The sequence below is a fragment of the Flavobacterium sp. AED genome (assembly GCF_000812945.1).
Lineage (GTDB): Bacteria > Bacteroidota > Bacteroidia > Flavobacteriales > Flavobacteriaceae > Flavobacterium.
The window spans coordinates 1680509-1692280 of record NZ_JSYM01000001.1 but is presented as its reverse complement, the minus strand read 5'-3'; the positions used below and the strand labels follow the sequence as shown (position 1 = coordinate 1692280).

Genomic DNA, 11772 nt, shown 5'->3' with positions numbered 1-11772 from the left:
TTTTTTTCGACTTACAGTTCGAAAATAAAAAAGGGCAACAAAATCAATAGTTTACGAAAGGAAATTATTTTGAAAAAAATTATTTTTTTCTTTCAATAACATAGTTTACCATCAAAATCAACGCATCTTTAAACTCAGAATCTGGATAATTATCTAAAAGTAAAAGTGCTTCTTGCTGGAATTCTACCATTTTTTGTTCCGCATAAAGTAATCCATTATTGTTTTTTACAAAAGCTATAACTTCTTTGACGCGTTTTTTATCTTTATTATGGTTTTTAATGGAGTTAATCAGCCAGCTTTTTTCTTTGGAAGTACACGTATTCAAAACATGAATAAGAGGCAAAGTCATTTTTTGTTCTTTGATGTCAATTCCTGTTGGTTTCCCAATGGCTTCATCCGTATAATCGAATAAATCATCTTTTATTTGAAAAGCCATTCCGATGAGTTCTCCAAATTTTCGCATGTTCTCTACCTGAACTTCATCCTCAATAACGGATCTTGCACCAAGCGCGCAACAGGCTGCAATAAGTGTTGCTGTCTTTTTTCGAATGATTTCGTAGTAAACATCTTCAGTGATGTCAAGTCTTCTGGCTTTTTCTATTTGGAGTAACTCGCCTTCACTCATTTCGCGAACAGCGACTGAAATAATTCGAAGTAAATCAAAATCACCATTATCAATAGAGAGCAACAATCCTTTGGATAACAAATAATCCCCAACCAGAACTGCAATTTTATTTTTCCAAAGCGCATTGATAGAGAAAAAACCTCTTCGACGATTGCTGTCATCAACAACATCATCGTGAACTAATGTAGCGGTATGAATAAGTTCAATAACACAAGCTCCTCGATAGGTTCTTTCGTTTACAATACCTCCCGAAACCATTTTGGCAGTAAGAAAAACAAACATAGGACGCATTTGCTTTCCCTTTCTGTTTACAATATAATAAGTGATTCTATTTAACAAAGCCACTTTTGAAGTCATCGATTCGTAGAACTTTTTTTCAAAAAGTTCCATTTCATCGAAAATGGGCTGTTTTATTTTAGAGGTGACATTCATTTAGATTTCAAATATACTATTTTAAATAAAAACCTTTATCTATTTCCTGTAGTTATATGTTTTTTTAATCACTTCCCATTTTAAAACCCATTTGACTCACTGTTCTCTGTCTTTATAAATAGCTCTCCAATAGAACTAAATTTATGAAACAATAATTTTTCTAAGTAAACTTTTGTATTTTTATAGTCTAATTGAGCCCCAATTAAACCTTTTATTCTTTTACAAATCAAAGCTTTAACCTAAAACCTATTTATTATGAAAAAGAAAATTCTATTATTTGGAATGACTTTGAGCATTCTTGCATTCACAAGCTGTTCGCAAGACTCTAATTCTACAACTGCGGAAGCTAAAGTTACCAGCAACGATGTCACTGCAACCCAGAAGATGGATAATGCCATCGACGATGTATCTCTTATCACTGATAATCAGTACGAAGTAAGTGAAGGTTCCACAACTGGAAAAAGTACTGAGAATTATCATTCCTTATTACCTAGCTGCGCATCAGTTAGTGATTTAGGGTCAACATCTTCTGTTAGAGTCTTGACTATTACCTTTGGAACTGAAACTTCTGCCTGTATCTTTAGAGGGCATTCTCTAAAAGGGCAAATTATTTTAACCCGTACTGTTGGAACTACTTTTCCTAAGATCATAACTGTTACTTACCATAATTTTTATGTAAATGAAAATAAATTAGAAGGAACATCAACTTGGAAAAGAGAAATGCTAGGTACTGGAGACAATTTACATCCAAAAACTACATTTACCATGACTGGTATGACGCTAACCACTACAGCTGGAGTTTACACCCGTAATGGAGATCGCATAAGAGAAATGACTGCTGGATTTTTAACACGTTTAAGCCCAACGGATGATTTATATTCAACTTACGGTACATTTACAACAACACACCCAAATGGGACTATTTTTACTTCTTTAATAGAATCAACGACTCCATTAGTTCATAAAACGGCTTGTAGTCTAATACAAATCCCTATGCCATTTCCTGTATCCGGAATACTAAAACTTTCAAAAAATTCCCATTATGCAACAATTGATTATGGAACAGGTGATTGTGATAATTTAGCCATGCTATCCATTGATGGTGGGACTGCAACTCAAATTACTTTAGGTAATTAAAAAGACTTACCCATAGACATTAAAACCAAAAAAAGGAGTTCACATTGAACTCCTTTTTTTATGCTTCTTTATTTGCCAGTTGACCACAGGCAGCATCTATATCTTTTCCGCGGCTACGGCGTACTTTCACAACAATACCGCTGGCTTCAAGTGCTTTGATGTAGGCATTAATCGATTCTTCTGAGGCTTGTTGGAATTCCCCGTCATCAATTGGGTTGTATTCTATCAGATTGACTTTACAAGGAACATATTTACAGAATTTTACTAAGGCATCAATTGAAGCTTTGTTATCATTGATATCTTTCCAAACCACATATTCGTAAGAGATTTTACTTTTGGTTTTTCGGTACCAATATTCTAATGATTCCCGTAAATCTGCCAAAGGGAAATTTTCGCTAAAAGGCATTATTCGAGAACGAATCTCATCAATTGCAGAATGTAAAGAAACAGCCAGTTTGAATTTCACATCATCATCAGCTAGTTTTTTAATCATTTTAGGAACTCCCGAAGTCGAAACCATAATACGTTTAGGAGACATTCCTAAACCTTCTGGAGAAGTTATCATTTCTATTGCTTTCAACACATTATTGTAATTCATGAGCGGCTCTCCCATTCCCATAAAAACAATATTGGACAACGGATGATTGTAATACAAACGACTTTCTTTATCGATGGCAATAACCTGATCATAAATTTCGGCTGGTTCCAAATTTCGCATTCTTTTTAATCGCGCTGTCGCGCAAAAATTACAATCCAAACTACAACCCACCTGACTGGAAACACAAGCTGTAGTTCGTGTATTAGTAGGAATCAAGACAGATTCCACCACTAACCCATCATGTAAACGAACTGCATTTTTGACGGTTCCGTCTTCACTGCGTTGCATGGTATCTACTTTGATATGATTGATAACAAAGTTAGCTTCAAGCATAGTACGTGTTCCCTTAGAAACATTAGTCATATCTTCAAAACTATGTGCGCCTTTGCTCCACAACCATTCATAGACTTGATTTCCACGAAAGGCTTTGTCGTTATTAGCCACAAAAAAATCACGTAATTGTTCTTTTGATAAGGCTCGTATGTCTTTTTTATCGATTTGCATGGTGCAAATTTAATGACAATTTGTTGATTTGTTGATTTGATAATTTGATAACTTTGCCTTCTATTGAAAAAAAATCAAAAAATGCATTTCATTTCCCAAGAATTAGAAGATTATATCGAGCAACATTCCGAAAAAGAGCCTCAATTATTAGCGGCTTTGAATAAAGAAACATACCAAAAAATCTTATTACCAAGAATGTTGAGTGGACATTTCCAAGGTCGCGTTTTGAGTATGCTATCGAAATTAATTCGGCCGGTGACTATTCTTGAAATTGGAACTTACACCGGTTATTCGGCGTTGTGTTTATGTGAAGGAATGCAGGAAAACGGGACCCTACATACAATTGATATTAAAGAAGAATTGGTAGATTTTCAGCGCAAACATTTTGATAAATCACCTTGGGGAAAACAAATTTTTCAGCATTTGGGAGAAGCAACTACTATTATTCCAACGCTCGATATAAAATTTGATTTAGTTTTCATTGATGCGGACAAAGACAATTACCTCAACTATTTTGAATTGATTGTTCCAAAAATGAATAAAGGCGGAATTATCTTATCCGATAATGTATTGTGGAGCGGTAAAGTTCTTGAACCATTGAATCCAAAAGATTTGAGTACAAAAGTATTATTGGAATACAATAAATTACTGGCAAATGATCCCCGAGTAGAAACAGTTTTATTACCTATTCGCGATGGATTGACTGTGAGTCGAGTTCTTTAGATTTAAGATGTCAGTTGCAATAACTTTGATCAAATTATGTCAATTCAAAAATTGCCTTTTGGAAACTAATGCCCTAGCCCTGATAGAAGCGGTATCCTTTACTTGCGTTCTTTAAGCAAGTAAAGATACGAGCGAATAGCAGGAAATAGCTCCAAAATCTACTACCTTTTTTATTGTGGGAAATATTTTCGTTGTGCTACTTTATATATCTTAAACATTAAGAAGCCAAAAACAAATCCGAAAAAATAGCCTGTTAAAATATCTAATGGATAATGCAAACCTAGATAGATGCGACTGTAAGCAAATATTAAAGGCCATAAAAACAAGAAACCAAAATATTTGATTTTGTGTTTAAAATTGAAGAATAAAAAAGCAGCAACTGCCATAGAATTTGCCGCATGTCCTGAAAAGAAACTAAAAGAATTACTCTTTTTCACTACTCGAATAAAAGTATTGATATCCGGATTATTACAAGGTCTTAACCTTTGAAATCCATTTTTAAACAAATTGGTAGTTTGATCCGTAATCGTTATCAGAATAGCTACAAACAACAATAAATATAAGGTTTGTTTTGTTCCTAATTTTTTAAAAATCAAGTAAGCCAATAATAAAAATAACGGAATCCAATTGATTTGTTTGGTTATAGAAAGCCATAATCCATCATAGGTTTCAGAACCTAAGCTGTTTAAATAAATAAATAACTGGGTATCAAGAGACAGAATTTTTTCCAACATTACATTTGGCGTTTTATTGGGCCCGTAATATCGTCAATTCCTTCTTTTATTTTTTCAACGTGAGTCGTAGTCTCCCCTAAGAGATTGTCTTTGGCTTTATTGATTTCTGAGGTTATATTACCGGTCATATCAGTCAATGAGCTTGCATCCCCTAATAGATTCTCCTTCGCTTTATTGATTTCTGATGAAATACTTCCTCTTAAATCGCTTAATGTTTTTGTATCAAAACCATTCGACTCTGCTCCTTTTTGAATTTCGCTTTTTATATCGTTTGTTGCATTTTTTATCTGCGCCATCGCTTTTCCCATAGTACGCGCTATTTCAGGCACTTTATCTGAACCAAAAAGCATCAGTACAATAAACATTATAAAAATTAATTCGCCTCCTCCTATACCAAACATAATTTTAGATTTTTCTTGAATACAAATATATCATTTTTTGAATCGCAGTATTTTAAATTTTTCATAAAAAAAAGACTCCGTTTTGGAGCCTTTTTTTTATTCTTTTTATTTCTTTAATCAAATTTCGATTTCACTTCTGTTTTTGGCCAACTGTTATTGGTTACATCTATATCAGCTGTTTCCAATTTTGGGTCAATCTGAATTTTTTTAATTGCTTTTTCAGTTGCATAAACTTTCTTAGCGGTGTCATTATTTTTTCTCCAAATTTGAGCTGGATATTTGAAATTTTCTTTAGAATCATCCTCATAAGTAATTTCAACAATAATAGGCATCAACATTCCTCCCGGCTTATTAAATTCTACTTCATAAAAGTATTTAGGTGTTTTTAAAGTCGCACGCTCTTCGGCTGTAAGTTTTTGGTCTACGTAATCCGAAAGTAATTTTACCTCCTCAACTTTTAATGCTTTCTTAGATGCCGGATTCAACTCCGTACTTTTTTCAGAAATTAAATACACAAATGGTCCTTTATCTAAACCAAAACGTCCTTTTCTCACTTTAGCATCTTTCAACTCTGTTGTTGGAGTTTCAGAAACATAATATTGTTTTACTTCATTTATTCCAATATCAACAAAATCTGTCGAGTAAAACCAACCTCTAAAAAACCAATCTAAATCTACTGCCGAAGCATCTTCCATTGTTCTAAAAAAATCTTCTGGTGTAGGGTGTTTGAATTTCCATCTATTTGCATATACTTTGAAAGCATGGTCAAACAATTCTCTTCCCATAATGGTTTCTCTCAAAATGTTAAGTCCTGCTGCCGGTTTCCCATAAGCGTTATTTCCAAATTGAATTATATTCTCTGAGTTAGACATAATTGGCTCCAATAATTTTTGGTCTCCACTCATGTAAGGAACAATTTTACTAGGAATTCCGCGATTAGACGGAAAATTAGTTCCTAATTCTTGTTCCGCCATATATTGCATAAACGAATTTAATCCTTCGTCCATCCAAGTCCATTGACGCTCATCAGAATTGACAATCATAGGAAAGAAATTATGTCCAACTTCGTGTATAACTACTCCCATCATTCCATTTTTTGTACGTTCGCTAGTCACTCCATTTTCATCTGGACGCCCATAGTTCCAACAAATCATAGGATATTCCATTCCTTGATCTTCTGCTGAAACAGATACCGCTTTTGGATAAGGATAGTCAAAAGTATGAGAAGAATAACTTTTTAAAGTATGTGCAACTGTTCTTGTAGAAGTTTCTCCCCAAAGCGGATTCGCTTCTTTAGGATACACAGATTCAGCCATTACCACTTTATTACTCAATTGTACCGCCATAGCATCATAAATAAACTTTCTTGAAGTGGCTATACCAAAATCTCTAACATTTTTAGCGCTAAATTTCCATGTTTTTTTCTTATCAGAAAAACCTTTTTCAGCAGCTTCAGCCTCAGCTTGAGTTACAATAACGACTGGTTTATCAAATGATTTTTGAGCCAGTTCATATCTTTTAACTTGCGCAGGCGTAAACACTTCGCTTCTATTCATCAATTCCCCTGTCGCATCCATAACATGATCCGCAGGCACAGTAATATTGACATCAAAATTTCCAAAAGGTAAAGCAAATTCTCCACCTCCCCAAAATTGCATATTTTGCCAACCTTCGACATCATTATAAACTGCCATTCTAGGATAAAACTGAGCAATTACATACAGTTTATTTCCTTCTTTTTCGAATGGCTCATAACCAGAACGCCCTCCATCTTGGATGTAGTTATTGATATTGTACCACCATTTTGTTGAAAATATAAATTTTTCACCTGGTTTAAGAGGAGTAACCAGATTAATACGCATCATGGTTTGGTTTATCGTATAAGACAAAGGATTTCCTTTGGCGTCTTTTACATATTCAATATTAAATCCACGCTCTAATCCTTGCTTTAAATATTCATTTGCAAATTTTTCGGCAGGTAAAACCTGTTCTATTTTTTCACTTTCAGCCAAAGGAGATTGTGAATTCTTGGCTGCTTGGTTTTGGTCTAATTGCACCCATAAATATTCTAAACTATCCGGAGAATTATTATAATACGTTACCGTTTCTGAGCCACTTAATTTAGCTTTTCTATCATCTAACTCCACATCTATTTTATAATCAGCTTGTTGCTGATAATAGGCTGGTCCTGGAGCTCCAGATGCTGTACGAAACATATTAGGCGTAGCTAATAAATCATACATTTGACTAAACTTGTTCGTGTCATACTTCCCTGGTTGTTTAGGAGTTACAACAGGTACTTTTTCTTGAGCAAATAAAATTACTGGAAAAAGGAATAATAAAGTGATTTTTTTCATGTGTAGAATGCAAATTATTTGAGTGCGTGAAAATAATAATTTTTAACAAATTTCTCGCATTATATCAATATTTTAACATTCCGATTTTATTAGAATCAGTAAAAAGAATACTATTCTTCTCTCCCAGCACTGTAACATGGGTTATATTCTGCTGTTCTGAATTCCAATCGATCAAAATTGTGTTTGCAATTTCAATCGAATTAATCTTGGTAATTTCTTTTATACTACAATAACATACAAGCACATCGCCTTCTAATTCTTTGCTTAGAAAATTGATTGTTTTAGATTGTCCATTTACTTTTACCGAGAATTTTTCCAAGAAATATTTCTTTAACAAAAGAATTTCTTCAGGTGATTCTTTTTCAGATCCTAAATTGAGTTTTTTATTATACTTTTTCTCTAACGCTTTATTCAAATCATCAACAAAAATACGGGATGTAATTTGGAGCATTTTTTTTTCGGGAGCATAATTTACCTGATATACCGCCATATAAAATTTATGAACACTAAAAGCAGTTAAACTCAGAAATAAAATTCCAATAAAAGAATATAAGATTGTTTTTTTCATACGAAGATTCTATTTGTTTTTTATCGGAATAATGGTATCGCCTATTTTCAATCTTAATTTATGTTTTGGAATCATGGCGATTTCATTTTTCAAAAGTAGTAATTCTTTTAAACTCTTTATTTTTTGTAACCAAGAAATCCATCAATTGAAATTCATTATCTGATTTCATAAATAGCTTTGATTTAGGATCATTTTCACAAAAAATAAGAAAGAGACCTATTTCATCATCATTTAACTTTAATGTATTAGTAAAAAAGGAATAGCCAACTTTATTCATTGTAAGTTCCGTAAAACTTTTATCAGTAGTAAAGTCGGTTTTTTCAGGATTGTTTTTTCTCAAAGCCTTTAAGACATCTTTATAAACTCGAACAAAGTTTACTCCGTTTTCAATACTTCCATCGGGTGGCATCGTTCTATTTTTTGGAGATGATTTTGCATCGTCAAAATATTGCTTATCGACAATTGCCTGTGAACCCTCTGAAATTGGACTAATTTTTTTATTTCCTGAAACTACCACTTCCGGCAATTGATTGACAAAAGCAATCAGTTTCACTCTCAACAATACAGTTGACATATCTTTTCCAGTAAGCACTACTTTTCTGGATTTAAAAGCTATACCCGAAAAAACTAAGGTGTCTTTGGCTTTTGCCAAAATACTAAAATATCCTTGTTGGTTTATAACTGTTCCTGTCTTAGAATTAACATTAAAAACAATCCCATTTTCTAACTTAATAGAATCATTTACGACTTGACCATACAATGTTTTTCTTGTCAATTGACTAAAACAAAATTGCCAACACAAACACAAAACCAATATTATGATTTTATTTTTCATTTGTAATGATTTTAGTATAGTTTTCAGATAATCCAACAATCAGAAACATGATCAACGTTTTATTTTTAGATTTCAATGCCGCAGTAAAACTTGCATCTTCAACGCAATAATATTGAAACCCCTTGATATAATCAGTCGGTATTTTCAAAGTTTCTGAATAATATTTATCATCAAAAATTGGAACAAGCCGGTTTAAGGATTGTTCTTTCCCTTCAACTAGTATCTCTTTTTTAAGCATCGCCTTACGGCCTGAAATTGTGTTTAATAAACCATCAATCCCACCACCGGAAGTTGCAGTATATAATTTCCGTTCTGCTGGTGTATATTTTTTTTGACCATAAGGGATAATTCCTAAATTCTCAGACGTTATTTGTGGATTTTCATTAACAATAACTTCCTTTAGTTCAATGCTTTTAGGAGTCATTTGAATCTTAAGAATATCCTGCATTAAATCCTGTTTATTTATTCTCTTATGTAAAGTTACAAGATTTACAGCAGAAAAAATCAAAATATCCCCTTCTTTTACAAATAGTAAAAAAGAGCCATTCTTATCTGTTGTTGTTGCTTTTTGAGTTGACGAATTGACAATATTTATTCCTTCAACTGCAATTGTATCAGCACTAATTTTCCCTCGAATTTCTTTTTCAAAAGTAACTTGCCCAAAAGTAATAGTAGTGACGAAAAATAAAAAAAGAAGTAACGTATTATTCATTTTCACTGGCTAATATTTCGTTATATTTTGTAGCTAATTCGCCCAATAAAAATTCAATAGTAGTTTTATTTTTTGTATCCAAAATTCTGGTGAATTTAATATTTTCAACTGCAAAATACTCAAATCCTTTTACATATTCAGAAGGGATTTTTAATTTATTTACAAAATGGTCAATATCAAATAGATTTTCCAATTGCTTTAAATAAAATTCTTTTTTCTCTACTTCCAATTGCTTTTTGAGCATGCGTGTTCTCCCGGAAAGAAAATTAAGCAACGGATCAGCTGAAATTGAACCACCAGCCATTCCAGACAAACTTGCTGATGCATTAAGATCAGTGGCGGTATATAATTTACGTTCAGCTACAGTATATGATTTTTGTCCTTTTGGAATTATACCAAGAGAAACCGCATTGATATTATCAAAACCCCTTCTAACAATAACCTCTTTTAATTGATTCATGATAGGCTCCATTTTAACAAAAAGCAATTCATTTTCAAAAGTTTTTTGTGTTAAAACCACCTGAGTACCTTTGAACTGCATAGCAGAAAACAACAGCGTATCACCTGGAACAGCTGGTATTGTAAAATAACCGCCTTTTTCAGTAATTGCTGCTTTTTCAGTTTTTAAATTTATAATATAAATTCCTTCCAGATCTGACATGTCAGCAATAACTTTTCCCTTCAATTTTACCGGAACGGGTTCTTGAGCAAAGGCTTTGGAAGCAACTAAAATAAAAAAAAGGCAAACAACTCTACTCATCAGATGACAATCAAATTTCGATTATTGGTACATTGTAAAAGTATCTTACTCTCTTCAAAATTAATTACTAATGACTTGGTAAAAATATGTTAATTAAAAAACGCAAAACATAACATTAAAATAGACAATTTTATACCTTTAACACTTACTATTTCAAAATAAAACACAATGAAAAACATAATTATCGCCAGTACATCTATACTACATGATGGAGATTATTTAGACTACTTATTACCTAGATTAAGCTTGCATTTTCTAAATTGTAAAACCATACTTTTTATTCCCTATGCCCGTTCTGGAGGCATTTCGCATGAGGAATACACATCAAAAGTTGCTTTGGCTTTTGCCAAAATAAACAAAACCGTAAAAGGAATTCATGAATTTGAAGATGCTGCAGAAGCTATTCAAAATGCAGAAGGAATTTTCACCGGAGGCGGTAATACTTTTTTACTGGTTTCACAATTGTATAAAAACAAAGTCATGACTGTTCTCGCTGATACCGTTAAAAAAGGAACTCCTTACTTAGGAACGAGTGCAGGAAGTAACATCTGCGGACTAACGATGCAAACCACTAATGATATGCCTATTATTTATCCCCCGAGTTTTCAAACATTGGGACTAATTCCTTTTAATTTGAATCCACATTATTTAGATGCTGATTCGCAGTCAACACATATGGGTGAAACGCGCGAAACACGAATCAAAGAATTTCATGCATTTAATACCATTCCTGTTTTAGGATTACGAGAAGGAAGCTGGCTAGAGGTTCAAGGCGAAAAAACAATCTTAAGAGGGAATTTGTCAGCGAGACTTTTTAGACAAAACAAAATAGCGGAAGAATTAGAAAGCGGAAGCGATTTGAGTTCTATAAAATAATACAGAAACGAATTTATACTAAATAAAAAAGCCGAAACAATTAAGTTTCGGCTTTAAAGAGCGAAAGACGAGGCTCGAACTCGCGACAACCAGCTTGGAAGGCTGGAGCTCTACCAACTGAGCTACTTTCGCATGACAAAATTTAAATAAAAAACCTCAAACCAAAATTTGAGGTTTTAGAGCGAAAGACGAGGCTCGAACTCGCGACAACCAGCTTGGAAGGCTGGAGCTCTACCAACTGAGCTACTTTCGCATTAACAACGGTGCAAATATAAATAATAATTCTGCTTCAATGCAAGTTTTTTTTCTGAAAAATCACAAACCACTCCCCACAATCTTTTTTAACAAAGCCGATATAAATCATAAAGAATTTAATATGAAAATATTATACCTTTATTAGGCTAAAAAAAAAGAATCCAAAACATCAAATAAATCTCTGCATTGGAGACATTTTTGGTAAGATATCCTGTACTCAAAGCTTATAAATCGATAGATTGTTGTCATTTCGAC

The 11772-nt window shown here is 33.0% G+C and carries 12 protein-coding genes and 2 tRNA genes; 3 read left to right on the top strand and 11 right to left on the bottom strand.

Translation table 11 applies throughout. The features are described 5' to 3' along the window. Positions 1-79: 79 nt before the first annotated feature. Positions 80-1057: a polyprenyl synthetase family protein gene (locus OA85_RS07500; protein ID WP_039108907.1), complete on the bottom strand. Its 978-nt coding sequence runs from the start codon at positions 1055-1057 to the stop codon at positions 80-82. Between the two features lie 255 nt (positions 1058-1312). Here OA85_RS07500 and OA85_RS07495 point away from each other — a divergent pair, with 255 nt between their 5' ends. Further along, positions 1313-2194 (top strand): hypothetical protein, encoded by an 882-nt coding sequence (locus OA85_RS07495; protein WP_039108905.1) that lies wholly within the window; start codon positions 1313-1315, stop codon positions 2192-2194. A 58-nt stretch (positions 2195-2252) separates the two neighbouring features. Here OA85_RS07495 and rlmN read toward each other — a convergent pair whose 3' ends face one another. After that, positions 2253-3296 carry a 23S rRNA (adenine(2503)-C(2))-methyltransferase RlmN gene (gene rlmN, locus OA85_RS07490; RefSeq protein ID WP_039108904.1) on the bottom strand — a complete coding sequence of 348 codons (1044 nt, stop codon included), beginning with the start codon at positions 3294-3296 and terminating at the stop codon, positions 2253-2255. Between the two features lie 81 nt (positions 3297-3377). Here rlmN and OA85_RS07485 point away from each other — a divergent pair, with 81 nt between their 5' ends. Continuing rightward, positions 3378-4019, top strand: coding sequence for an O-methyltransferase (locus tag OA85_RS07485; protein WP_039108903.1), 642 nt, complete (start codon positions 3378-3380; stop codon positions 4017-4019). Between the two features lie 170 nt (positions 4020-4189). Here OA85_RS07485 and OA85_RS07480 read toward each other — a convergent pair whose 3' ends face one another. From OA85_RS07480 to OA85_RS07450, 7 genes are all read right to left on the bottom strand, one after another. Then, complete coding sequence (locus tag OA85_RS07480) at positions 4190-4753, bottom strand: phosphatase PAP2 family protein (RefSeq protein ID WP_039108902.1); 564 nt, start codon at positions 4751-4753, stop codon at positions 4190-4192. Continuing rightward, positions 4753-5154, bottom strand: coding sequence for a twin-arginine translocase TatA/TatE family subunit (locus OA85_RS07475; RefSeq protein ID WP_039108901.1), 402 nt, complete (start codon positions 5152-5154; stop codon positions 4753-4755). The genes OA85_RS07480 and OA85_RS07475 overlap by 1 nt, the downstream gene beginning before the upstream one ends. Before the next feature lie 113 nt (positions 5155-5267). Then, positions 5268-7511: a M1 family metallopeptidase gene (locus OA85_RS07470; protein ID WP_039108900.1), complete on the bottom strand. Its 2244-nt coding sequence runs from the start codon at positions 7509-7511 to the stop codon at positions 5268-5270. A 64-nt stretch (positions 7512-7575) separates the two neighbouring features. Then, a complete protein-coding gene (locus OA85_RS07465) occupies positions 7576-8079 on the bottom strand; it encodes a DUF6702 family protein (RefSeq protein ID WP_039108899.1) in 504 nt (167 codons plus the stop codon). Between the two features lie 82 nt (positions 8080-8161). Next, on the bottom strand, positions 8162-8914 hold the full coding sequence (locus OA85_RS07460; protein WP_039108897.1) for a hypothetical protein: 753 nt from the start codon (positions 8912-8914) through the stop codon (positions 8162-8164). Next, the gene (locus OA85_RS07455; RefSeq protein WP_082014128.1) at positions 8904-9626 is read right to left on the bottom strand and encodes a carboxypeptidase-like regulatory domain-containing protein; all 723 of its coding nucleotides are present in this window, start codon (positions 9624-9626) and stop codon (positions 8904-8906) included. Before OA85_RS07455 ends, OA85_RS07460 begins: the two co-directional genes overlap by 11 nt. Next, positions 9619-10386: a hypothetical protein gene (locus tag OA85_RS07450; protein ID WP_039108893.1), complete on the bottom strand. Its 768-nt coding sequence runs from the start codon at positions 10384-10386 to the stop codon at positions 9619-9621. The genes OA85_RS07455 and OA85_RS07450 overlap by 8 nt, the downstream gene beginning before the upstream one ends. Before the next feature lie 168 nt (positions 10387-10554). Between OA85_RS07450 and pepE the strand changes: the two genes are divergently transcribed. After that, on the top strand, positions 10555-11262 hold the full coding sequence (pepE, locus tag OA85_RS07445; protein WP_039108892.1) for a dipeptidase PepE: 708 nt from the start codon (positions 10555-10557) through the stop codon (positions 11260-11262). Between the two features lie 59 nt (positions 11263-11321). Here pepE and OA85_RS07440 read toward each other — a convergent pair. Further along, positions 11322-11394 (bottom strand) — tRNA-Gly (locus OA85_RS07440). Positions 11395-11442: 48 nt separating this feature from the next. Next, positions 11443-11515: transfer RNA gene (locus OA85_RS07435), tRNA-Gly, on the bottom strand. Positions 11516-11772: the final 257 nt, after the last annotated feature.

What these genes read in the sequence shown, in the direction of transcription:
- OA85_RS07465 (WP_039108899.1), bottom strand. Translation starts at nt 8,079, where the DNA reads ATGAAAAAAACAATCTTATATTCTTTTATTGGAATTTTATTTCTGAGT.
- rlmN (WP_039108904.1), bottom strand. Translation starts at nt 3,296, where the DNA reads ATGCAAATCGATAAAAAAGACATACGAGCCTTATCAAAAGAACAATTA.
- OA85_RS07455 (WP_082014128.1), bottom strand. Translation starts at nt 9,626, where the DNA reads ATGAATAATACGTTACTTCTTTTTTTATTTTTCGTCACTACTATTACT.
- pepE (WP_039108892.1), top strand. Translation starts at nt 10,555, where the DNA reads ATGAAAAACATAATTATCGCCAGTACATCTATACTACATGATGGAGAT.
- OA85_RS07450 (WP_039108893.1), bottom strand. Translation starts at nt 10,386, where the DNA reads ATGAGTAGAGTTGTTTGCCTTTTTTTTATTTTAGTTGCTTCCAAAGCC.
- OA85_RS07480 (WP_039108902.1), bottom strand. Translation starts at nt 4,753, where the DNA reads ATGTTGGAAAAAATTCTGTCTCTTGATACCCAGTTATTTATTTATTTA.
- OA85_RS07470 (WP_039108900.1), bottom strand. Translation starts at nt 7,511, where the DNA reads ATGAAAAAAATCACTTTATTATTCCTTTTTCCAGTAATTTTATTTGCT.
- OA85_RS07495 (WP_039108905.1), top strand. Translation starts at nt 1,313, where the DNA reads ATGAAAAAGAAAATTCTATTATTTGGAATGACTTTGAGCATTCTTGCA.
- OA85_RS07500 (WP_039108907.1), bottom strand. Translation starts at nt 1,057, where the DNA reads ATGAATGTCACCTCTAAAATAAAACAGCCCATTTTCGATGAAATGGAA.
- OA85_RS07475 (WP_039108901.1), bottom strand. Translation starts at nt 5,154, where the DNA reads ATGTTTGGTATAGGAGGAGGCGAATTAATTTTTATAATGTTTATTGTA.
- OA85_RS07485 (WP_039108903.1), top strand. Translation starts at nt 3,378, where the DNA reads ATGCATTTCATTTCCCAAGAATTAGAAGATTATATCGAGCAACATTCC.
- OA85_RS07460 (WP_039108897.1), bottom strand. Translation starts at nt 8,914, where the DNA reads ATGAAAAATAAAATCATAATATTGGTTTTGTGTTTGTGTTGGCAATTT.